The sequence below is a fragment of the Xenorhabdus sp. SGI 60 genome, assembly GCF_056632175.1.
Genome location: NZ_CP196860.1, coordinates 394,093 through 420,093 on the forward strand (window position 1 = coordinate 394,093; position 26,001 = coordinate 420,093).

The window sequence follows — 26,001 nt, forward strand, 5'->3', positions numbered from 1 at the left end:
CGATTACGGGTGGCGAATATATAACCGATAAGCAACTTGTCCGGCCGTTTTTTGCCGATGCAGTTGCCAGTTAGGGGGAACTTCTGTTGCCGCAGATTCGGCTTCTGCCTCAACATAAATCCAGCTTTTTTCTGCTAGCCAGCTATTGGTTTCCAATAAATTGATGGTTTCAGTCAACATCCCCTTACGGAATGGAGGATCGAGAAAAACCACATCAAACGGTGTTCCGGTGTTGTTAAGGTATTGTAGCGCATTACCTTGTACCACATCGGCATTTTCAGCTTTCAGTAAGGCTAAGTTAGCCGATAGTTGTTTCGCCACATTGCGATCGTATTCAATTAAGGTCGTGTGGCTTGCATAACGAGACAAAGCTTCAAATCCAAGCGCTCCACTGCCTGAGAAACAATCCAGGCAACGAGCACCCTGAATCACTGGCATAAGCCAGTTAAAAAGCGTCTCGCGGACGCGATCTGTTGTTGGACGCAAGCCGTCACTATCAGGAACCGGTAATTTTCTTCCGCGCCATTTTCCGCCAATAATGCGGATTTGTCCCAAAGACGCGCGCTGTGGTTTTTTAGTCATAATTTACATAACTTAAATATTTGCCATCCGACGCAACTCAATAATATCTGGCGGAGACAAAAAGTGAGTGAAAACGAAGATATCCATTGATTAATTTACCACGAAATCCTCTATAGATATGTGTTGTGGTGTGATGAAAATGTTAGACTGGATTCATTACCGTTAGAACCTATCTCAGTGGATATAACAGCACATATCTAACTTAACCGCGAGGAGTGTAGTGGCCGATGGCAAAAGAGAAAAAAAAGGTTTCTTCTCTTGGTTTGGACTTGGTCGTCAAGATAAGGAACAACAAGAGGAACAAGCCGAACAAGAAAGAGTGGCTGCGGAAGAGGCGGAGCAGCAGCGCTTGGCGGAAGAAGCGGCCCGTTGCGCAGCAGAAGAAGCCGAGCAGCAACGTTTAGCGGAAGAAGCGGCCCGTCGTGCGGCAGAAGAAGTTGAGCAGCAACGTTTAGCGGAAGAAGCGGCCCGTCGTGCGGCAGAAGAAGTTGAGCAGCAACGTTTGGCGGAAGAGGCTACCCGTCGTGCGGCAGAAGAAGTTGAGCAGCAACGTTTGGCGGAAGAGGCTACCCGTCGTGCGGCAGAAGAAGCCGAGCAGCAACGTTTAGTGGAAGAAGCGGCCCGTTGCGCAGCAGAAGAAGCCGAACAGCAGCGTTTAGCGGAAGAAGCGGCTCGTCAGGCAGAAGAACAGGCGGCCTTACCTAAGGAACAAGAACGGCCAACTAAAGAAGGATTCTTTGCTCGTCTGAAACGCAGCTTAGTTAAAACTCGTCAAAATCTTGGCTCTGGCTTCTTGGGACTATTCCGCGGCAAGAAAATTGATGATGATCTGTTTGAAGAACTGGAAGAGCAGTTATTGATTGCAGATGTGGGCGTTGAAACTACCCGTAAGATCATTACTAACCTGACAGACCACGCCAGCCGTAAAGAGTTGAAAGATGCGGAAGCGCTTTACGTTAAACTGAAAGAAGAGATGTCAGCCATTCTGGCGAAGGTTGATAAGCCGCTGGAGATAGAAGGTAAATTACCTTATGTCATTCTGATGGTAGGAGTGAATGGTGTTGGTAAAACGACCACGATTGGAAAGTTAGCGCGTCAATATCACTCTCAAGGTAAATCTGTCATGCTGGCGGCTGGAGATACCTTCCGTGCCGCCGCAGTAGAGCAGTTACAGGTTTGGGGAGAACGCAACAAAATCCCGGTGATTTCCCAACATACGGGGGCAGATTCCGCCTCGGTGATTTTTGACGCCATCCAGTCAGCCAAAGCCAAAGGTATTGATGTCCTGATCGCAGATACCGCAGGGCGCTTGCAGAACAAATCCCATTTGATGGAAGAGCTGAAAAAAATCGTTCGAGTGATGAAAAAACTGGATGAAGACGCACCTCATGAAATTATGCTGACTCTGGATGCCAGCACAGGTCAAAATGCAGTAAGTCAGGCTAAACTATTTCATGAAGCTGTGGGATTGACGGGTATTTCATTGACCAAACTGGATGGTACTGCGAAAGGAGGGGTTATCTTCGCCATTGCCGACCAATTTGAGATCCCAATCCGCTACATTGGTGTGGGTGAAGGCATTGAAGATCTCCGTCCATTTAAGGCAGACGATTTTATTGAGGCTCTTTTTGCCCGAGAGGATTAACTATCAATGATTCGCTTTGAACAGGTCAGTAAAGCCTATCTGGGAGGGCGGCAGGCGCTGCAAGGGGTGGATTTTCATCTACTTCCAGGAGAAATGGCATTTTTAACCGGTCACTCAGGGGCCGGTAAAAGTACACTTTTGAAACTTATCTGTGGCATTGAACGCCCTAGTGCAGGCCATATTTGGTTTTCTGGTCATGACATTAGCCGACTAAAATCCAGAGAGACGCCTTTTCTCCGCCGTCAGATCGGCATGATTTTTCAGGATCATCACCTGCTGTTGGATCGCACCGTATACGAAAACGTCTCTATGCCGTTGATCATTTCAGGGGCAAGCGCTGAAGACATTCGTCGACGGGTATCTGCGGCGTTGGATAAGGTCGGCTTACTGGACAAAGCGAAAAATTTCCCCATTCAACTTTCCGGTGGAGAACAACAGCGTGTTGGGATCGCCCGCGCAGTGGTGAATAAGCCAACAGTATTGCTGGCAGATGAGCCGACGGGAAATTTGGATGGGGCATTATCAGAGGGGATCATGCGTCTGTTTGAAGAATTTAACCGGGTTGGTGTGACGGTTCTGATGGCTACCCATGATACGGCCCTCATTGAACGCAGAAAATATCGTATCTTGACCCTGAATCAGGGACGTATGCAAGGAGGACATCATGGTTAGGCATGTCCGTCATTCAGCGAAAAAAACACAGTCCCCAAAATCAAAATCATTAAAAGGGGGATGGCGTGTACAGTGGCGTTATGCGTGGAAAAGTACGTTGTCGGATATGTTTCGCCAACCACTGGCAACTTTGTTGACCATTATGGTAATCGCAATTTCTCTGACTTTGCCGAGCGTGTTTTATATCGTTTGGAAAAACGTCAATCAAGCAGTGATGCAGTGGTATCCTATCCCACAACTCACGGTCTATCTGGATAAGTCACTGAATGATAATAGCGTCAAACAGGTTATTGAGCAGTTGAAAGGTATGGATGGCGTGAAATCGGTCAATTATCTTTCCCGTGACGAAGCCGTAAACGAATTCCGTGCTTGGTCAGGTTTTGCCAGCGCACTAGATTTGCTGGAAGAAAACCCGTTGCCGGCAGTTGCCATCGTCTCTCCTAAATTGAATTTCCAGGACACTCAGGCGCTAACAACATTACGCGATCAAGTTGCCCAGATTAAAGGCATTGAAGAAGTCAGAATGGATGATAGCTGGTTTGCCCGCTTGACTGCGTTGGCTGACCTTGTTGGCAGAATTGCTGCCGTGATAGGTATCTTAATGGTGGTTGCGCTGCTCTTGGTCATTGGTAACAGTGTCCGACTGAGTATCTTTAGCCGTCGTGAGACGATTAATGTCATGAAGCTGATTGGGGCAACGGATGGTTTTATTTTGCGTCCTTTCCTCAACGGTGGAGCCTTATTGGGGATTTTGGGGGCAATATTCTCCTTGATTCTCTCTTCCCTGCTGGTGTGGAAACTTTCTAATGTGGTCACAGAAGTAGCGAGTGTTTTCGGTACAAGCTTTATACTGCATGGTTTGGAGTGGGATGAATCACTCTTATTAGTGCTTATTTCGGGTATGATTGGTTGGATTGCTGCATGGTTTGCGACAATTCAGCATTTACGTCGTTTTAGGCCAGAATAAAGGCATTGCAGGGCTTGCTGAACTGTTGGGCTTAATTGTTGTCAAAGTCACAGTTATGATTTTGTATTGATACTCACACAACTAAGACGATTTGAATATGATCTCTACGGTGGTAAAATAGACGCATCTTTGGCTTGAATAAACCTTACTGGTGAACTCAGGCAAACTTGAAAGCCATCAATTTGGATCTAATTTTGAGAGAATTTGAATGACAAAAGAAATGCAAACTCTGGCATTAGTTCCACAAGGTAGTTTGGAAGGGTACATCCGTGCTTCCAATGCTTACCCTATGCTTTCTGCTGAGGAAGAGAAGGAACTGGCAGAAAGGCTGCATTACCAGGGAGATCTGAATGCAGCGAAAAAGCTGATCCTTTCTCACTTGCGCTTCGTTGTTCATATTGCCCGCAGTTATGCCGGTTATGGTCTGCCGCAAGCGGATTTAATTCAGGAAGGTAATATTGGCCTGATGAAAGCGGTTCGTCGATTTAATCCAGAAGTGGGCGTTCGTCTGGTTTCTTTTGCTGTTCACTGGATTAAGGCAGAAATCCATGAATATGTATTGCGTAATTGGCGTATTGTGAAAGTCGCAACGACAAAAGCTCAACGTAAGCTGTTCTTTAATTTGCGCAAGGCTAAACAACGTCTGGGGTGGTTCAATCAGGATGAAATTGAACTGGTTGCCAAAGAATTGGGCGTGACCAGCAAAGATGTCCGAGAGATGGAATCCCGTATGTCAGCGCAGGATATGGCATTTGATATGTCTTCTGATGATGACAATCATGATAGCCATCCAGTGGCTCCGGTGCTGTATTTGCAAGATAAGGCGTCTGACTTTGCCGATGGCATTGAAGAAGATAACTGGGAAACTCACGCTGCGGATAAACTTTCTGTGGCGATGGAAGGGCTGGACGAACGTAGCCAGGACATCATTCGTTCTCGTTGGTTGGATGATGACAATAAAACCACCTTGCAAGAATTGGCAGATAAATATGGCGTATCTGCTGAACGAGTTCGGCAGCTAGAAAAAAATGCCATGAAGAAATTGCGACTGGCTATTGAAGCGTAATTTCTTAACTGAGCAAAACTTTTTGGATTAAAAAGCGATAATTTGTTTATCGCTTTTTTTATGCGTGTAAAACAAACAGCACCAAAGAACCGAGGAAATTCCATGATGAAAATTGTGATTGCCCCTGATTCATTTAAGGAAAGCTTGAGTGCCTTGCAGGTGGCACAGGCAATAGAGCGGGGATTTAAGGAGATTTATCCACAGGCAGACTATATCAAGCTACCTATGGCGGATGGCGGCGAAGGGACAGTAGAATCACTGGTGACTGCAACTGGAGGAAAACGTATCGTGTGTACTGTTACTGATCCTTTGGGACAGCCTGTTGAAGCATTTTTGGGTCTGCTTGGCGATGGAAAAACCGCGGTGATTGAAATGGCTGCCGCTTCTGGTTTGCATTTGGTGCCGATGGAACAGCGTAACCCTCTGATCACGACGAGTTATGGCACGGGAGAACTGATTCTGGCTGCATTGGAACAGGGGATACACAAACTGATTTTAGGCATTGGAGGTAGTGCAACCAACGATGGTGGTGCAGGTATGATGCAGGCACTTGGTGCGAATTTATTGGATGGTGACAGTCGTATTCTGCCATTCGGCGGTGCGGCATTAATCCGGCTGGAACGTATTGATTTAACGAACCTTGACCCACGTCTCAGGCAAATTGAACTTACCGTGGCTTGTGATGTGAATAATCCGTTGTGTGGTGAACAGGGAGCATCAGCGGTGTTTGGTCCACAAAAAGGCGCAACAACGGAGATGGTGAAATCGTTAGACTCTGCATTGCGTCATTATGGCATGAAAATAGAATCCCTAACGGGAAAACGTGTGATTGATGCTGCTGGTGCTGGCGCGGCTGGAGGAATGGGGGCTTCCTTGTTGGGATGTCTGGGAGCAAGATTACAGCCAGGTATTGAGATTGTTATCGAAACCTTGCAACTGGAAGACGTGATTCAGGGGGCAGATCTGGTCATTACGGGGGAAGGTCGTCTGGATAGCCAGACCCTATACGGTAAAACCCCCATTGGTGTTGCCTGTGTGGCGAAAAAATTTGGCATTCCCGCCATTGCGTTGGTTGGGGGAATGAGCCGAGATTATCATGTTGTGCATCAACATGGGCTGGATGCGGTCTTTTCCATCATACCAGAGGCTTGTTCCCTTGCTGATGCCCTTGCTAATGGTGCCGATAATTTGCAGGTAACGGCACGGAATATTGCAGCAATTTGGGCTATTTCCCATTAAATGCTACTTGATGAGCACTATCGCCGTTTACTGTGCCGTTGAGTCATGATGGCAGTAAAACCGATAGATACAGCAAATAACAACGCTCCCATTAAAAATACCCATTCATAGTGGTTATTGAATAACAAGAAACTGCCAACCATTGGGCCAACAGCCATTCCCATATATCGAATAAAATTATAAAGCCCAATCACAGTTGCCCGTTCTTCCACAAATGTTGTTAACAATAAAGCGGCATGTGTAGGTGTCGATATCCCCAGAGTGAAACCGTATAAAGTTGTGACAATGATTAACGTGGGAATGCCGAATCGATATGTGATGGAAAACAACAGAATTACAGCCAGATTTAGCAAGCTGCTGACAATCAAGCCATTTATCTTAGATAACCGATGATGGAGTAAACGATAGCTATAGCTGCCAACAATCATTGCCAATGATATGGGAATGTACATCCAACCAATATCGGCAGGGCTGAAACCATATTCATTATTCAAGATGATGGGTAAAAAAGTCAAAAAGCAGAAATAACAATAGGACAGCATAAAGCCAATACAGAAAACAGATTGTGCGATGCGATCTGACAAAATCTGACCGAACTGTACGAATACCTTTTTGGCACTTGCTGACTGTTTGGGCTTATTTTCTGGCAACCAAAGCAAATTGCTGATAAGTATTAGCCCACCGATAACAGCAATAAATTGGAAAATCGCAACATATCCGTTTAATTCAGCTAAATAACCGCCGAGCAATGGTCCCAAAGCAGGAGTCAGCGTTAACACCATCTGATAAGTACTGATAGCTTTGGCTCGATGTTGCTCTTCATACAGATCGCCAATAATTGCCGCGGCAATAACAGGAATAGCTGCAATCCCAATAGCTTGAACTATTCGAAAGGCAATCAGCCAATAAATATCGGAAGCCATCGCGCAACCAACAGATCCAATGACGGAAATAGTCAGAGCAGGAAGTAAAATGACTTTACGACCTTTACTGTCCGCTAATGGACCATACACGATTTGCATAATAGCTAAAACAAATGTGAATGCTGATACAGTCAGGTTTACTAAAGGTAGGGGCGCATTGAATAGCTCCTGTATGATAGGAATAACGGGAACATAGATATTTTGTGCAAGAGATCCTAATAGGGCACTGAAGCATACTAGGTAAAAGATCACGTTTACATGACGAATTGAGTGACATCTATTCATTTTTTTCTCCGTTTTGTTTCTAGGGAAACAATATGAAGATTAATAAATGGGGAGATTTTGTAAACCAGCGTATAGGCGAATCGGTATGATTAAATATCATAAGTATCAGCCAAGTGCTGGGAATGACCAAGGGGGCTATCTCAAAGATCTGTGCAAAACTTCTTCAGCGCTCTATTGTTGAAAAACTGCATTGGCAAATAGAAGCAAGAAGGTTACAAATTGGGAAACTATTCGCCGGAAGAATTGATGATCATTAGGCGATTTATTGCCGATATCTCGGATATAGCGGGTCACTCTCGATAATAAAATGCCGCAATATATAGTGGCATGAAATAGTGGCATGACAAGAATCAGAAGTCTGAATGGGATCATTGAAATCAGCAACATAACAGGCTTCTGACGAATTTATCTTGCCCCATTTACCAACCATTCTTGCCTATAATTGTCTCGGCAATGGGGATATATTGATCCGTAATTTTATTAACAATACAGTCCCCTTTCTTGACTGGTTTGCAATCTTCGAAAAACCATTGAATTGGCGTATTAAATATACCGGCAATATTAACGAGATGGGAGATGTTGATCCGATTCACACCCGTTTCGTAACGTGAAAGTTGCTGTTGACTGAGGCCAAGTCTCTTTGCTAATGCTGTAGCAGTGATACCCAACTCTTTCCTTTTGGTCTGAATACGTTTTCCGACTAATAGGTTTGCATCTTCCATATCTCATCCTTTTTTCATTAGTAAGTTATGGCGTCATCAAGGAGAATTGCCGAAGCTTAAAATGAGTTCGATTTTTGCTCCGTTGGTTGCTCGTATAATAGAACCTGCCTTGACGGATTTACTATCGTTCACGGTATGCCTATTGATACCACCTGATTCGCCGTTTTTGTTTTCTAACATGCGTCTTTTTTTGTCATCCTTGCCTTATGGCTACCTCTGCATATTTTTTCGGTTGAGTTACCGATGCGGCTTAGACAGCGTTTCTATTCTCCTTGCATGAAAGATAACCAATATTTTTCTGGTTTTTATTTTATGGTATTTTGTCTATTTTAATAAATTTATTTAATTGATTTTTAATGGTTTTTAGTTAATTAATTAAGGCAAACATGCAAAAGTAGGTAAATTTTTGTCTAACCTCATATTTGTTGACATATATCATTCTTGCTGATGATTTTCTTTAGGTTATAAACTGGACAAAATATACCAAACTGTAAACATAATCCTACATAATTTAACCTAAGTCAAATTTCATTACATACTACAAATCATTCCATTTAACCAATTATAATATATGATTTTTTTTTGTTATTCACATATTTTGTTGCATCATCATAATATTAATGGTGAAAAAATATCACTTGATGCCAGTCAAGTATTGCCAGAACATCCAGAATTAATGTTTTAAAAGCATTACATATCCAAAATTTAATTCTATTTAGTAAAAGATGTATGGATTATAAATCTAAATAAGACAGTTTGGTATAAATTGTTTTGTTTTTTAATATAATTTTATTTATTTCACTTATGTAAAGGTATTTTGATGTTTTGGTAGATTATTTCGGCTGATTTACCCTATTTCCATTAAAAATATTATTTACCATTACCTTTTCCACTAAATAGACTTTTAATTCGCCTAAAAATGAGGTTTACTCGCACTTTTGATTTTTTTGAAAACGGCAAGAGTATTCCATACGGATTATTGAATAATATTTTTATTTTTATAATAAAAACAAAGAAATGCGTATTTTTCTTGGTAGATGGTTGTTCTATCAAACTGTATTCTGTTTTTCTTTGATGGTTTATCTATGGAAAATAACCGTATTGAAGTGTTTTTTCGGGATATCGCATTAAAATTAAAAAAAACAGCTGTTGTACAAGGTTCCCAGAAATACCATTGTGGTTGGAAACATCGCAGCCGATAATGGTAGCACTCCGGGAAACTCAAAGGAAGGATGTTGAGATCGCAACTACAGCCACAGGTCAAATTGACCTGATTCAGCGTTAAATAATGTTCGAAATAGTTTTCATCGGGACTGTGGGTATAGATGTGGATTCTACAATCAGATAAAAAATATTAAAAAAATTAAAATGAAAAAATTGGCAAAATAAAAAAAGAATTGAAATATGTTGGTTTAACAAAAGGTATATTTTAATAAGGAAATTACTTTCTCAACAACCTTGCGCTCTTCCACTGCCGTATACTATTGCTCTGGTTAATTTATCCTGCATTCCTCCTGAACTTTGACATTAAACTAAAAAGTTCGCGTTTACACTAAATAACTTCAAATTTATCGATTATTCCACTGAGTACTTATACGAAAATTAGTATTTATTTGAAATTATTTTATTTCGGTATTAAATATAATTGGCCTTTACATTTACATCAGTTGTGTAATTTTATTATTATAAAATAATATGTAGTTAATTTAGTTTATTTTTTACATGGGGGAATATACATATGTTTATTATAACGGAATGATAAATAATGACTTTATTTGGTTTTCCTTGTGCCTTGGTTGTTAGTGGCTATTTATAAACATAAACACTTCCTTTTATCTGAAATAATTTCAGACAAATACTAATACTAAGTGGAAAAAATACAGAAGGGACTTAGCGCTCATGCCAGTAGATATATTCAACAGATCCATTTTTATTTAGTTGTGGAATTCAGCGTAATAAAAAATTGATGTAGATCAAAAACGCTTATCTAAAAAACAAGGAAAAAATGGAATTCCTTATTATGGTTCATCAAATAAACCATTTATTCCGTTGTCTGGAAAATTATTGTCACATCATTTTTAGCTGTGCAGTGATTAACCGGACCATGACATCCAGCACCTGAGAAAAATAGTGTCTAAGTATCTTCCGATGCTTGGCGTGCCTGTTGTTATTTCTCCTAAAAGTAAAAGAAAAACATTTGTGACGGTTGCTGGAAATAACGGTTTTCAAATATCCGATAGATTCGTTGAGGTAGTAAGCAAATGAAAGACAGTATTACCAGCAAGGAAAATACCCTTAAAGCGGGGTTGCTGGAAACTTGGAACGCCACGGAAACCCCCTATCCTGACCATGTATGTATTCATCAGTTGTTTGAAAAACAGGCAGAGAAAACCCCGACTGCCGCCGCGTTAATCGCTGGGGATCAGACTCTGAGCTATGCGGAACTGAACGCCCGGGCCAACTGGTTGTCCTGTCAACTGATTGAACAGGGAATTGGACCGGGTGACCATGTAGCGATCCTGTTAGAACGCTCAATTGAACTGGTGGTAGCTCAGTTAGCGATCCTTAAGGCCGGTGCGGTTTATGTCCCGGTCGATCCCAACGTACCGGATGAACGGAAAAACTGGCTGATAAACGATTGTGCCGCCAAATTATTGCTGACTGATATGCAAACGGAGATCCCGGCTGAACTGGTTGTCCCGCAGTTCCGTTTTTCCGGTGAGACAGAACCGCTCCGGGAAGAAGAACATCGCAATCTTGATTTATTGGGTACCAGTACAGAGCCGGCGTATATCATGTATACCTCCGGTTCGACGGGGATACCCAAAGGGGTCATCGTGCCTCATCGGGCGGTCGTCCGGTTGGTTATCAATAATGGTTATGCTGACATCGAACCCAATGACCGGATTGCTTTCGCCGCGAATCCGGCTTTCGATGCCAGCACTTTTGAAGTCTGGGCACCGTTGCTCAATGGTGCTGCGCTGGTGGTTATTGATCATACCACGTTGCTGACACCACGGGATTTTGTTCAGGTATTACAGGCACATCGCATTACGGTCCTGTGGATGAGTGTCGGGCTGTTTAACCGACTGGCGGAGGAGCTATCCTCGGTGTGGCCTCAGCTTAACATGCTGCTGGTTGGGGGAGATGTCCTCGATCCGCATGTCATTGCTCAAGTGCTGCGTAAAAACCCACCCCAAAAGTTATTGAACGCCTACGGTCCGAGCGAGGGAACCACGTTTACCACGACTTACCCTATTGACGAATTAACATCGGGTACGACTTCTATTCCTATTGGTCGACCCATTGCCAACACCCGGGTTTATTTGCTGGATACTGACGGTCAGCCGGTGCCATTGGGGATGATTGGTGAGATTTATATCGGGGGTGATGGCGTGGCCTGCGGTTATCTCAATCGCCCTGAACTGACTGCTGAACGTTTTCTCACCGATCCATTTAGCGATAAACCGAATGCGCGTATGTACCGCACTGGAGATTTGGCCCGCTATCTGCCGGACGGCAATCTGGAATTTCTGGGTCGTAACGACCAGCAGGTGAAAATCCGTGGTTTTCGGATTGAACCGGGGGAAATTGAGGCGCGACTGGTGGAATATCCGGCGATACGTGAAGCGGTGGTGCTGGCGTTAGGAGAGGCACAGGACAAACAATTGGTTGCTTATGTGCTGACCCAAGAGAGTGACGGATTGGCCGCTCGCCTGCGTGAACACCTGAGTGTGCGGTTGCCGGATTATATGATACCGGTGGCTTTTGTGCGTCTGGATGAATTCCCCTTGACGCCGAATGGTAAATTGGATCGCCGGGCGTTGCCGGCACCGGAGGAGGACGCCTTCGCCCGTCAGGTTTATGAAGCACCACTAGGAGAGATGGAGATTGTTCTGGCGACCCTTTGGCGCGAATTACTGGGTATTGAGCGAATTAGCCGACATGACAGTTTCTTTGCGCTGGGCGGTCATTCTTTGCTCGGCGTAAGGATGATAGAACGCCTGCACAATCTGGGGTTGACACTGGCTGCCCGTAACCTGTTCCAGTGCCCGGTGCTGTCAGAATTGGCCCAGACATTGGAGCAACATCAGGCTGTAGTCGTACCGCCGAATGTCATTACCCCAGCGACCACCGTGCTGACACCGGCAATGTTGCCGCTGATTGACCTGTCCCAGTCTGAGATTGACCACCTTGTTGAACAGGTGCCGGGCGGGATCGCTAATGTTCAGGATATCTATGCTCTGTCGCCGTTGCAGGACGGTATCTTGTTCCATCATTTGTTGGCGAAGGAAGGTGATCCCTATTTGCTGGCCTATCCGATGATTTTTGCTGACCGGGCGCTGCTGGATCGCTATCTGGCGGCAGTGCAACGGGTGGTTGATCGTCATGATATCCTGCGAACCGCATTTATCTGGCAAGGATTATCAGCACCGGTGCAGGTGGTCTGGCGTCAGGCGCCTTTATCGGTCACTGAACTGATTCTGGATCCGGCTGACGGGCCAGTGGGTGAGCAATTGGCTCACCGTTTTGATCCACGTCAGTATCGTTTTGATCTGAGTCAGGCCCCATTGTTGCGCTTTGTAGTAGCACAAGAAGCAGTAGCGCAGGAAACCGGTGGCCGTTGGCATGTGCTGCAATTACAGCATCACCTGATTGGCGACCATACGACAATGGAAGTGATGCACCGTGAAGTACAGGCCTGCCTTGCCGGACAAAATGACAACTTGCCTGTACCGGTGCCTTTCCGCAATCTGGTGGCGCAGGCACGGTTGAATGTCGATCAGGAAGAGCATACTCGTTTCTTTACCGACATGCTGGCTGACGTGGATGAGCCGACGCTGCCGTTTGGCTTAACCGAGGTACATCGTGATGGTTCGCAGGTCACACAATCGCACCGGATGTTATCGCCGGAACTAAACGATCGCCTTCGTCAGCAGGCAAAACGTCTGGGCGTCAGTGTGGCAACATTGTGTCATCTGGCCTGGGCGCAGGTGCTGTCGCAGACCAGCGGGCAGGAAAAAGTGGTGTTTGGCACGGTGCTGTTCGGGCGCATGGCGGCGGGGGAAGGGGTTGACAGCGGCATGGGGCTGTTTATCAATACGTTGCCGCTGCGATTGGATATGGATGAGACACCGGTGCACGACAGTGTACGGCTGGCACAGTCCCGGCTGGCCGGATTGTTGGATTATGAACATACTTCACTGGCGCAGGCCCAACGTTGCAGTGGCGTAGCGGGCGGCACGCCACTATTTAGTGCCCTATTGAACTACCGGCATAATGAGCAGCCACTGATCCCACATGAGGTTGTACCGGGTATCGAATTCCTGGGTGAACAGGAGCGGACCAACTATCCGTTGGTACTGTCGGTAGAGGACGGAGGTTCTACTCTGGGGCTGACTGCGCAGGTCGTACAGCCATTTGAGCCGGATCGGGTATGTGGTTATATGCAACAGGCGCTGACCAGTCTGGCAGAAGCGCTGGAGCGGGCATCGGAAACGCCGGTACGGACACTGAACATTTTGCCTGAAACGGAGCGTGCGTTATTGCTGGAAACCTGGAACGCAACTGAAACACCGTATCCTGAGCAGTTATGTATTCATCAGTTGTTTGAACAACAGGCAGAGAAAACGCCGGTTGCTACAGCGCTGATAGCGGGAGATCAAACCCTCAGTTATATGGAGCTGAATATTCGTGCTAACCGGCTGGCTCGTCAGTTAATTGAGCAAGGGGTTTATCCGGGTGAACATGTTGCGATCTTGTTAGAGCGATCTATTGAGCTGGTCGTGGCTCAGTTAGCTATTCTCAAGGCGGGCGCTGTTTATGTTCCGATTGATCCTGGCGTACCGGACGAGCGGAAGAACGGGTTAATAAAAGATTGTTCAGCCAAATTGCTGCTCACCGATATGTGGGCTGATATTCCGGCTGACCTCCTGACTGTTCCATTACTTCGTCTTTCTGGTGAAATGAACACCATCAGGGAAGAAGATCGCCTCAATCTTGACTTACCCGCTTCCAGTACCGGATCAGCGTATATCATGTATACCTCTGGCTCTACCGGTACACCAAAAGGAGTGGTCGTGCCCCATCGTGCGGTGGTTCGGTTGGTTATCAATAATGGTTATGCTGAAACTGGACAGGATGACCGAGTTGCCTTTACCGCTAACCCGGCTTTCGACGCGAGTACCTTTGAAGTCTGGACGCCTTTGCTTAACGGTGGCGCGCTGGTGGTCATCGACCACGCTACCTTGCTGACACCACCGGCATTTTTACAGGCTTTACAGGTTCATCGGATTACTGTCCTGTGGCTGACGGTTGGATTGTTTAACCGACTGGCCGCGGAGTTGTCTCCGGTTCTCCCACAGATCAATATCTTGATTGTCGGAGGGGATGTGCTTAATCCGCATGTGATCGCTCAGGTTCTGCGTAATAGCCCGCCTCAGCAGTTATTGAATGGCTATGGGCCGAGTGAGGGAACAACGTTTACCACGACATACCGTATCGCTGAGCTGCCAGTAGGGACGACAAAACTTCCCATTGGTCGGCCAATCTCTAACACACGCCTCTATTTGTTGAACGCTTATGGTCAACCAGTGCCACTGGGGGCGATCGGTGAGATTTATATTGGTGGAGACGGCGTTGCCTGTGGTTATCTTAATCGCCCTGAACTCACCGCTGAACGCTTCCTGGTTGATCCTTTTAGTGATCAATTGGATGCGCGCATGTATCGAACCGGGGATTTGGCTCGCTATCTGCCGGATGGCGATCTGGAATTCCTTGGCCGTAATGATCAGCAGGTCAAAATCCGTGGTTTTCGGATTGAACCGGGGGAAATTGAAACTCGGTTGAAGGAGTACTCTGCGGTGCGTGAGGCTACAGTGCTGGTGCTAGGTGACGGGCAGGACAAACGGCTGGTCGCCTATATAGTAGCGCAAGCAGATGACGGATTAATCAACAGCCTGCGCGCCCACTTAAGCACAATCTTACCTGATTATATGATTCCGGCGGCTTTTGTCCGTCTGGATGAATTCCCGTTGACGCCGAATGGTAAACTGAATCGTCGGGCATTGCCGGTGCCGGGAGAGGAAAACGTTGCCCGTCAGGTCTATGAAGTGCCGCAAGGGGAAACTGAAATGGCCTTGGCGGCTATCTGGCGCGAATTGTTGGATGTTGAGCAAATCAGTCGGTATGACAATTTCTTTGCTCTGGGTGGTCATTCGTTGTTGGCGATGAGGGTGATGAACCGTGTCGCGGCTTTCGGTGCCGAACTGCCGCTGACCGCACTGTTTAAAGCGCCTGCTTTGCTAGCCTTTGCTAAGGTGGTTGATGAGCATCTTAATCAACAGAGTGGGGCATTACCCGTCATCACACCGACACCTCATGACGGAGCACTGCCCCTGTCATTCGCGCAACAGCGTCTGTGGTTCCTGGCGCAGTTTGAGGGGGTTAGTGATACCTACCATATTCCGTTGGCGCTGCGTTTACGGGGCCGGCTTGATATTCAGGTCTGGCAGCAGGCACTGAATCATCTGTTTGCCCGCCATGAAGCATTGCGCTCCGTTTTTATCACAGTCAATGAGCAGCCCCAGGTTGAACTCCTGCCAGCGGAGTTTGGTCTGCCGATGAAAAAATACGATCTGCGTAAAGCTCCCGAGGTGGATGAACAGCTTAAGCGTTTGTGCGAGCAGGAAGCTAAAATGCCGTTTAATCTTGCCTGCGGTCCCTTAATTCGTTCTGTTCTGATACAACTGACTGACGATGAGTATGTCTTCCTGCTGACCCAACACCATATTGTGTCCGATGGCTGGTCTTTAGGGATATTGAAATCAGAACTGAGTGCACTTTATTCGGCTTGTCTAAACCAACAGCCTGATCCGTTGCCGCCGCTAGTGATCCAATACCCTGATTATGCTGCATGGCAACGTCAGTGGCTTTCTGCGGAGAGGGTTCAGGTTCAATCCGATTATTGGCGGATGGTGTTGGCTGACGCACCAGTCTTGTTGGATTTGCCAACTGATCGGCCACGTCCGCCGGAACAGTTGTTTGCCGGGAACCAATGGTCTATCAGTCTGGACGCAGAGTTAACGGCATCCCTTAAGCGTCTGAGTGAACAACAAGGTGTCACGTTATTTATGACCTTGCTATCAGCCTGGTCCATAGTTCTGTCTCGTCTGTCAGGTCAGGATGATGTGGTTATTGGTACACCAAGTGCGGGTCGCAGTCGTCAGGAAGTGGAATCCCTGATTGGTTTCTTTGTGAATACGTTGGCTTTGCGCATCGACTTATCGGGTGAGCCTGATGTGACGGAGTTGCTGGCGCGTGTGCGGCAAACCGCGCTGGCGGCACAGGAGCATCAAGATTTACCGTTCGAACAAGTGGTAGAAATTGTACAACCACCGCGCAGGCTGGCACATACCCCGTTGTTTCAGGTGATGTTTGCCTGGCAGAGCAATGAGATTGTGGAATGGAGATTGCCGGGGCTGACAATTTCACCGATCGATCAATCCTTTGATGTCGTTAAGTTTGATCTGGAACTTAACTTGTTTGAAGAGGAGGACAGGGTTGTCGGTTATCTCGGTTATTCAACCACCCTGTTTGATCAATCGACAATCGAACGACACGTTGAATATTTGCACACAATACTGCAAGCGATGGTCGCTGACATTCAGCAGCCAGTCGGGGAAATGAATATTCTGGCACCAGTAGAGCGCCAGTTGTTGCTGGAAACCTGGAATGCAACCGTAGCACCATATCCTGAACAACTGTGTGTTCATCGGTTGATTGAACAACAGGTAGAGAGAACCCCGGATGCAATAGCGGTAAGGTATGAAAACCAGACGCTCAGTTATGCTGAATTGAATACCCGCGCCAACCGATTAGCACATCAACTGATTGCATTAGGTGTAATACCCGATCAACCCGTCGCCATTTGTGTGACACGATCACTGGAAAGAATAGTGGGATTGCTGGCGGTGTTGAAAGCGGGCGGGGCTTATGTGCCATTAGATCCGGCTTATCCGGGTGAACGTCTGGCTTACCTGCTTACTGATGCTGCGCCCACTGTTTTGCTGGCGGATCATATTGGACGGGCAGCACTGGGTGAAGAAGCACTAAAGACGTTAATAGTACTCGATCCAAATGCCTTGCCAAATCAGCCGGACAGTAACCCGCAAATTCCTGCTCTCACCTCACGGCATCTGGCGTATGTGATCTACACATCCGGGTCTACCGGAAGACCGAAAGGGGTGATGATTGAACATCAGAGTCTGGTTAACCTGACGCTGGAACACACTGCTCAGTTTGAGGTTGGAGCCACCAGCCGGATGTTGCAGTTTGCCTCATTTGGCTTCGATGCCAGCGTCTGGGAAATCATGATGGCATTGAGCAGTGGCGCTATGCTGGTTATTCCGACTGAAACAATCCGGCAAGACCCGCACCGTCTCTGGCATTATCTGGAAGAGCAATCGGTGACGCACGCTTGTTTGACACCAGCCCTGTTACGAGATGGTGCTGATTTACCGGCGCTGGCGATAAAGCCGACCGTGATATTGGGCGGTGAAGCACCCAGTCCGGCGCTAATCCAGACATTAAACCGTCAGGCCACGCTGTTCAATGCCTATGGCCCGACGGAAATCACCGTTTGCGCCACCACCTGGAATTGTCCGCCAGACTATACCTATACAAACCATACAGGGGGATTAATTCCCATCGGTAGACCGGCAGTTAATAAGCGTGTCTATCTGTTAGACAAACAGGGTCAGCCGGTGCCGCTGGGCGCAGTCGGTGAGTTATATATTGGTGGTGTGGGTATGGCCCGTGGCTATCTCAATCGCCCTGAACTCACCGCTGAACGTTTCCTGACGGATCCGTTTAGTGATCAGCCGGATGCGCGGATGTATCGCACCGGAGATTTGGCCCGTTACCTGCCGGATGGCAATTTGGTATTTGTTGGCCGTAATGACCAACAGGTTAAAATCCGTGGCTTCCGAATTGAACCGGGAGAGATCGAAACTCGATTGATTGAACACCCGGCGGTGAGTGAGGCCCTGGTAGTGGCGTTGGGGGATGGACAGAATAAACGCCTGGTAGCTTATGTGGTGGTGCAAGAGGAGGATGGATTGGCCGCTCGTCTGCGCGAACACCTGAGTGCGCGGTTGCCGGATTATATGGTGCCGACGGCTTTTGTACGTCTGGATGCGTTTCCGCTGACGCCAAACGGCAAGCTGGATCGTCAGGCGCTGCCAGCACCGGGAGAAAAAGCCTTTGCCCGTCAGGTCTATGAAGCCCCGCAAGGGGAGATAGAAATCGCATTAGCGACCATTTGGTGTGAATTGCTGGACGTTGAGAAGATCAGTCGGCACGACAGCTTCTTTGCCTTGGGAGGCCACTCGTTGTTGGCGGTACGGATGATTGAGCGTTTGCGATGTATGGGGTTGGGTATCTCGGTACAAGCGCTATTCCAGCATCCAACATTGAATGTGCTGGCTCAGTCTTTGTCTCAGCATTGTGAGATCAAGGTGCCTGATAACGGTATTACACCGGATACGGCTGTGTTAACACCGGAGATGTTGCCGCTGATTGACCTCACTCAGGGGGAAATTGACTGTATTGTTGATCAGATACCGGGTGGACTGGCTAACATTCAGGATATCTATGCTCTGTCACCGCTACAGGATGGCATTTTATTTCACCACTTGCTGGCAAATGAAGGCGATCCCTATCTTCTGTTAACCCAACAGGCTTTTGCGGATCGATCTTTGCTGGATCGTTATCTGGCCGCGGTTCAACAGGTGGTTGATCGCCATGATATCCTGCGAACCGCTTTTATCTGGGAGGGATTATCAGCTCCGGCTCAGGTGGTTTGTCGTCAAGTTCCCTTATTCATCACAGAATTGACACTCAATCCGGCTGACGGTTCGATCAGTGACCAACTGGCCCAACGCTTTGATCCGCGCCAGCATCGTATTGATCTGAGTCAGGCACCGTTGTTGCGCTTTGTTATTGCTCAGGATATTGATGGTCGCTGGATCTTGCTGCAACTGTTACATCACCTGATTGGTGACCATACCACGCTGGAAGTGATGAGCGGCGAAGTGCAGGCGTATCTTACCGGGCGGGGAGACCGCTTGCCTGTGCCAGTACCTTTTCGTACTTTGGTCGCTCAGGCTCAATTGGGGATCAGTCAGGAAGAACATACCCGTTTCTTTACCGATATGCTGGCGGCGGTGGATGAACCGACGCTGCCATTCGGATTGACAGAAGTACACCATGATGGCTCGCAGGTGACGGAATCGCACAGAATGCTGACGCCTGCACTGAATAACCGCCTGCGTGATCAGGCCCGGCGTTTGGGCGTCAGTGTGGCGGCGCTGTGTCATTTGGCATGGGCACAGGTGTTGTCGCGTACCAGTGATCAGAAGCAAGTGGTGTTTGGCACGGTGCTGTTTGGGCGTATGCAGGCTGGCGAAGGCGCTGACAATGGCATGGGGCTGTTTATTAATACCCTGCCGTTACGGTTGGATATAGATGAAACCCCGGTGCGGGAGAGTGTACAGGCTGCTCATAGCCGATTGGCAGGATTATTAGCGCATGAACATGCATCACTGGCGTTGGCTCAACGTTGCAGTGGGGTAGCCAGTGGGACACCGCTGTTCAATGCGCTATTGAATTATCGACATAATACCCAGCCAATTACGTCGGATGAAATCATCAGCGGAATTGAATTCCTTGGGGCACAGGAACGGACCAACTACCCGTTTGTGTTGTCGGTAGAGGATGGGGGTTCCGATTTGGGGCTGACTGCTCAGGTTGTACAACCCTTTGATCCAGAAAGAATATGCGGTTATATGCAACAGGCTCTGGAGAGTCTGGCAGAGGCACTTGAACAGGCGCCGGAAACGCCGGTACAAATGTTGGAAATCCTGCCGGAAACTGAGCGCACATTATTGTTGGAAACCTGGAATGCAACCGAAACAACCTATCTTGACCAACTGTGCATTCATCAACTGTTTGAACAACAGGTGGAGAATGCCCCGGATGCCACAGCGTTAGTCTATGAAAACCAATCCATTAGCTATGCGGAATTGAATATCCGAGCTAACCGGCTGGCGCATCAGTTAATTGAGCGAGGGGTTTATTCGGGGGAACATGTTGCGCTCTTGTTAGAGCGATCTATTGAGCTGGTCGTGGCTCAGTTAGCTATTCTCAAGGCGGGTGCGGTGTATGTCCCGATTGATCCTGGTGTACCGGACGAGCGGAAGAACTGGTTGATAAAAGATTGTTCAGCCAAATTGCTGCTCACCGATATGTGGACTGATATTTCGGCTGACCTCCTGACTGTGCCGATATTTCGTTTCTCTGGTGAAATGAGCACCATCGGGGAAGAAGATCACCCCAATCTTGATTTACCTGCTTCCAGCACGGGAGCGGCGTATATCATGTATACCTCTGGCTCTACTGGCACACCCAAAGGCGTGGTAGTGCCTCATCGGGCGGTGGTTCGGTTGGTTATCAATAATGGGTATGCTGAAACCGGACAGACTGACCGAGTGGCCTTTACCGCTAACCCGGCTTTCGACGCCAGTACCTTCGAAGTCTGGACGCCTTTGCTCAATGGTGGCGCGCTGGTTGTCATCGACCACGCGACCTTATTGACGCCACAGGCGTTTGTTCAGAGTTTACAAGTTCACCGGATCACTGTTCTGTGGCTGACGGTTGGATTGTTTAACCGACTGGCAACGGAGTTGTCTGCGGTTCTCTCACAGATCAATATCTTGATTGTCGGAGGGGATGTTCTTAATCCGCATGTGATCGCTCAGGTCCTGCGTAATAGCCCACCTCAGCAGTTATTGAATGGCTATGGGCCGAGTGAAGGAACGACGTTTACCACGACATACCGTATCACTGAATTGCCGGCAGGGACGACAAAACTTCCCATTGGCCGACCCATCGCTAACACACGCCTCTATTTATTGAACGCTTGCGGCCAGCCAGTGCCTTTGGGGGCGGTGGGTGAGCTGTATATTGGGGGAGCCGGTGTTGCCCGTGGTTATCTCAATCGTCCTGAACTGACCAGCGAACGTTTCTTAGCTGATCCGTTTAGTGATAACACTGATGCCCGGATGTACCGCACCGGAGATTTGGTTCGCTACCTGCCGGACGGCAATCTGGTATTTGTTGGCCGTAATGACCAGCAGATTAAAATCCGCGGTTTTCGGATTGAACCGGGGGAAATTGAAGCTCGTCTGACAGAACATTCCGCGGTACGTGAAGCGCAGGTATTGGCGCTGGGGGACGGGCAGGATAAACGTTTGGTCGCTTATGTGGTAGCAGAATCAGCTGACGGATTGGCAGCGAGCCTGCGTGAGCATTTGAGTGCTCTGTTACCTGATTATATGGTGCCGGCGGCTTTCGTCTGTTTGACCGCATTCCCGCTAACCGCTAACGGCAAGTTGGATCGCCGGGCATTGCCAGCTCCGGGCGAGGAAGACTTTGCCCGTCAGGTTTATGAAGCTCCGCAAGGGGAGATAGAAACGGCGTTAGCAGCTATCTGGCGTGAGGTGTTAGGGGTTGAACAGATTAGTCGACATGATAACTTCTTCGCGTTAGGAGGCCATTCGTTGTTGGCTGCGCGGGTGATGAACCGGGTAGCCACTTTCGGTATTGAGCTACCGCTTGTTACCTTGTTTATGTCACCCTCTCTGGCTGCTTTTGCGGAGAGGATCTACGCACAATGTAATGAGGATAGTGACAGGTTGCCTGAGATTACTCCGGTATCCCGCGATAGTGCTCTGCCATTGTCGTTTAGCCAGCATCATCTGTGGTTCATCTCGCAGTTTGAAGGAGTGAGTGATACATACCATATTCCTGTCATACAGCATTTGCGTGGTCAGTTTGATATCGATGCCTGGCAGCGGGCGCTTAATGCTCTGTTTGCTCGCCACGAAGCGTTGCGTTCTGTCATTGTGACGGTTGACGGTCAACCCCAGGTCAGGTTATTGCCGACTGAACCCGGTTTGACCATGAAGAAATATGATCTGCGAGGCGTACCTGACGCGGATGGAGAACTTAAGCGTTTGTGTATGGAGGAATTTGGGCTATCGTTTGATCTTGCACAGGGACCATTAATCCGCTCCAGTTTGATACAACGGGCAGACAATGATTATGTATTTCTGTTGATCTTGCATCATATTATTTTTGATGGCTGGTCTTTAGGGATACTGAAATCAGAGCTAAGTGCCCTCTATACGGCTTTTGTGACAGGCCAACCTGATCCACTACCCCCGTTGATGATTCAGTATCCTGATTATGCTGCATGGCAGCGTCAGTGGCTTTCGGTTGAACGCTTACAGTCCCAATCTGACTATTGGCGTACCATGTTGGCTGATACACCGGTACTGCTTGATTTACCAACCGATCGACCACGTCCTCCTCAGCAGTCGTTTATCGGGAGTTCATTGCCCATCAATCTGGATGAAATGTTAACGAAATCCCTCAAGCGCCTGAGTGAGCAGCAGGGGACAACGTTATTCATAACCATTCTGTCAGCTTGGGCGATGGTTCTGTCGCGCCTGTCAGGTCAGAGTGATCTGGTTATTGGTACACCAAGTGCGGGTCGCAGTCGTCAGGAAGTGGAATCCTTGATGGGTTTCTTTGTCAATGTATTGGCCTTACGTATCGATTTATCGGGCGCCCCGGATGTAACGGAATTACTTGCGCGTGTGCGGCAAACTACATTGGCGGCACAAGATAACCAGGATCTGCCGTTTGAACAGGTGTTGAAAATTGTGCAACCGCCGCGCAGACTGGCGCATACACCGCTGTTCCAGGTGATGTTTGCCTGGCAGAACAATGAGAAAATAGAGTGGAAATTGCCAGCGCTGGAAATCTTACCGATTGATCAGGTTTTTGATGTGGTCAAGTTTGATCTTGAACTTAATCTGTTTGAGGAAGAAGGCAGAATTGTAGGTACTCTGAATTATGCAACGGCCTTGTTTGATCAACAGACAATCGAGCGGTATGTGGGTTATCTGCACGCAGTATTGCAAGTGATGGTGGCTAACCCACAACAACCCGTCAGGGAAATTGATATTTTGTCACCGGCGGAACGTAGATTGTTGTTGGAAACGCGGAATGCGACTGAAACAGCTTATTCTGAACAGGTGTGTATCCATCAGTTGTTTGAACAACAGGTGGAGAAAACCCCAGATGCTACAGCGGTGATACATCGGGAGCAGATCTTAAGCTATGCGGAACTGAATGTTCAGGCTAACCGGCTGGCTCATCAGCTTATCTCTTTGGGGGTAGTACCGGATCAGCGGGTGGCGATTTGTGTGACACGTTCGCCAGCGATGGTGGTGGCGCTATTGGCAGTACTGAAAGCGGGTGGTGCCTACGTACCACTGGATCCCGCCTATCCGGGTGATCGTCTGGCTTATATGCTGAATGATGCCGCTCCGTTAGATTCTGTCCCGTTAATAGTCCTGGCGGATAATACCGGGCGTGCCGCTCTGGGTGAAGAAGCACTGGCGAAATTAACCGTACTTGACCCGAATGCCTTGCCTGACCATTTGGACAACAATCCACCGAAAAACAATCAACCGAAAAACAATCAACCAGAAAACAATCCGCAGATTCCTGCGTTAACTTCACGGCATCTGGCCTATGTGATTTATACTTCCGGCTCGACCGGTACACCGAAAGGGGTGATGGTTGAACATCGTGGGTTAGTTAACCTTATCCGGGATAAAATCAGCCAGTTTGACATTCATTCCCATAGCCGGATGTTGCAATTCGCCTCATTTGGTTTCGATGCCAGCGTCTGGGAAATCATGATGGCATTGTGTGGTGGCGCCACCCTGGATATTCCTGCCGACACGGTTCGTCAGGATCCGCTCCGCCTTTGGCATTATTTGGAAGAACAGGCAGTGACTCATGCCTGCCTGACACCGGCTTTGCTGAGGGATGGCGCAGATTTACCGGAGATAAACATAAGACCAACATTGATACTGGGCGGAGAAGCGCCCAGTGCGGCGCTGCTTCAGGCACTGCGTGGCCGGGCCACGCTGTTCAATGCTTATGGTCCAACAGAAATCACGGTATGTGCCACCACCTGGCGTTGTCCGGTAGATTATATTGATGCATTAACGCCTATCGGACGTCCGACAGCCAACACCTGTGTCTATCTGCTGGATGCCTGCGGCCAGCCGGTTCCACTGGGAGCGGTTGGGGAGCTGTATATTGGTGGTGACGGTGTTGCCCGTGGCTATCTCAATCGTCCTGATCTGACCGCTGAACGTTTCCTGACTGACCCGTTTAGTGATGACACTGATGCCCGGATGTACCGAACCGGGGATTTGGCCCGCTACTTGCCGGATGGTAATCTGGTATTTATTGGCCGTAACGACCAGCAAGTGAAAATCCGAGGATTCCGTATTGAGCCGGGTGAAATTGAAGCCCGGCTGATGGAACACCCAGCGGTGCGTGAAGCTACCGTACTGGCTCTGGGTGATGGGCCGGATAAACGTCTGGTGGCTTATGTGGTGGCGCCAGCGGATGATGGACTGGCTACCTGTTTGTATAGCCATCTGAGAGCACTGTTGCCTGACTACATGATACCGGCGGCTTTTGTCCGTCTGAACGCATTTCCGCTGACCCCTAACGGTAAGCTGGATCGCCGGGTACTGCCGGAGCCTGATCAGAATGCCTTTGTTCATCAAGCCTATGAAACACCGCGGGGGGAGGTTGAGATCGCATTGGCGGCTATCTGGCGTGAATTGCTGGAAGTTGAGCAAATAGGCCGGTATGACAATTTCTTTGCGTTGGGTGGACACTCGTTGCTTGCTATGCGGATGATAAACCTTGCCGCAGGTCGTGGTTTGATGTGTACATTGAATGACTTGTTCCAATTCCCTGTGCTGGCTGAACTGGTATCAAAAATCACATTAGATCCACTGTCCCAGCCACAAAGAAGTGCGATACCTGTGCGGCCATCTGGAATGGAACCGCCGTTATTCTTTGTGTCTAGCGGCATGGATGATTACTCCTATATCTTTGGATTGGCTAAATATATTCAGTCAGACTATCCGATTTATGCCTTGCCCTGGCCGTCCATCAATGAAGAGCCGATATCGACTATTGAGGAGTTGGCCGCCAAAATGATCACCTTTATGAAGGCGGTTCAACCGGAAGGCCGATACCGGATCTACGGTTACTCTTCTGGTGGTGTACTGGCTTATGCCATTGCCCAGCAACTTTTGAACGCCGGTGAGACCGTCGATTTTCTGGGTTTGATTGATACGCCTGCCCCTCACTGCTTTAAGCAGCAGGTTATTCAACCAAAGCTTCATTTTCTTGCTGAACTGGCAAAACAGTCGGGCGGGGAACATAAAGAGGAGATTGCGGTATTGCATCAGAGAATTGATAAACTGAATTTGGTGCAATTTATTGCTGCGGCACAGGAACTGGGACTATATCCGGCAAATCTGCGTCCTGACTTGATCGCAAAACGCTGGGAACAGATGGTAAACTATATGCAAATGGTTAAAGAATATGAACCACAAGCATTGGCGATAACGCTCCACCAGTTCTATGCGACCGAATCTTATCCACAGATCCCTTTCGTTACGGAATCCGCATTACCCTCTTTGAGTATGGAACCGTCGTTAGGCTGGAAGCAGGTTATGCCTGATTCTTTGCTCCAGCTAACATCTGTACCGGGCGACCACTTTAGCCTGATGGAGGATAGTAAAAATAAAGCTATTTTGGCTAAAACCTTAAATAGGGCGTTGGCAATGAATTGTGAAGCGGAGGCGGTGTAATTTCACGATTAATTGTGGAATAAATATCAATTAACCTGATAGTTACGCGCGAGACCAGCTTTGCTGGTCTCGCCTGTTTTT

General features: G+C 47.8%; 9 protein-coding genes. 6 read left to right on the forward strand and 3 right to left on the reverse strand.

Translation table 11 applies throughout. From position 1 onward, the window contains the following. Nucleotides 1-3: 3 nt before the first annotated feature. Nucleotides 4-582 (reverse strand): 16S rRNA (guanine(966)-N(2))-methyltransferase, encoded by a 579-nt coding sequence (rsmD, locus tag ACSJJG_RS01815; protein WP_481088261.1) that lies wholly within the window; start codon nucleotides 580-582, stop codon nucleotides 4-6. 220 nt (nucleotides 583-802) lie between these two features. Here rsmD and ftsY point away from each other — a divergent pair, with 220 nt between their 5' ends. From ftsY to ACSJJG_RS01840, 5 genes are all read left to right on the forward strand, one after another. Beyond that, the gene (ftsY, locus tag ACSJJG_RS01820; protein WP_481088262.1) at nucleotides 803-2,227 is read left to right on the forward strand and encodes a signal recognition particle-docking protein FtsY; all 1,425 of its coding nucleotides are present in this window, start codon (nucleotides 803-805) and stop codon (nucleotides 2,225-2,227) included. A gap of 6 nt (nucleotides 2,228-2,233) precedes the next feature. Further along, nucleotides 2,234-2,899 carry a cell division ATP-binding protein FtsE gene (ftsE, locus tag ACSJJG_RS01825; protein WP_047768551.1) on the forward strand — a complete coding sequence of 222 codons (666 nt, stop codon included), beginning with the start codon at nucleotides 2,234-2,236 and terminating at the stop codon, nucleotides 2,897-2,899. After that, nucleotides 2,892-3,866 carry a permease-like cell division protein FtsX gene (gene ftsX / locus ACSJJG_RS01830; protein ID WP_481088263.1) on the forward strand — a complete coding sequence of 325 codons (975 nt, stop codon included), beginning with the start codon at nucleotides 2,892-2,894 and terminating at the stop codon, nucleotides 3,864-3,866. The genes ftsE and ftsX overlap by 8 nt, the downstream gene beginning before the upstream one ends. A 208-nt stretch (nucleotides 3,867-4,074) precedes the next feature. Then, complete coding sequence (gene rpoH, locus ACSJJG_RS01835) at nucleotides 4,075-4,932, forward strand: RNA polymerase sigma factor RpoH (protein WP_374052374.1); 858 nt, start codon at nucleotides 4,075-4,077, stop codon at nucleotides 4,930-4,932. 105 nt (nucleotides 4,933-5,037) lie between these two features. Then, nucleotides 5,038-6,171, forward strand: a complete 1,134-nt coding sequence (locus tag ACSJJG_RS01840) for a glycerate kinase (protein ID WP_481090350.1) — start codon at nucleotides 5,038-5,040, stop codon at nucleotides 6,169-6,171. A gap of 17 nt (nucleotides 6,172-6,188) precedes the next feature. On the opposite strand, the gene ACSJJG_RS01845 is transcribed toward ACSJJG_RS01840, so the two are convergent. Together ACSJJG_RS01845 and ACSJJG_RS01850 are read right to left on the reverse strand one after the other, a co-directional pair. Further along, nucleotides 6,189-7,379 carry an MFS transporter gene (locus ACSJJG_RS01845; protein ID WP_481088264.1) on the reverse strand — a complete coding sequence of 397 codons (1,191 nt, stop codon included), beginning with the start codon at nucleotides 7,377-7,379 and terminating at the stop codon, nucleotides 6,189-6,191. A gap of 419 nt (nucleotides 7,380-7,798) precedes the next feature. Beyond that, nucleotides 7,799-8,101 (reverse strand): helix-turn-helix domain-containing protein, encoded by a 303-nt coding sequence (locus ACSJJG_RS01850; RefSeq protein WP_481088265.1) that lies wholly within the window; start codon nucleotides 8,099-8,101, stop codon nucleotides 7,799-7,801. A gap of 2,261 nt (nucleotides 8,102-10,362) precedes the next feature. On the opposite strand from ACSJJG_RS01850, the gene ACSJJG_RS01855 reads away from it, so the two are divergent. Next, nucleotides 10,363-25,920, forward strand: a complete 15,558-nt coding sequence (locus ACSJJG_RS01855; RefSeq protein WP_481088266.1) for a non-ribosomal peptide synthetase — start codon at nucleotides 10,363-10,365, stop codon at nucleotides 25,918-25,920. Nucleotides 25,921-26,001 lie beyond the last annotated feature (81 nt).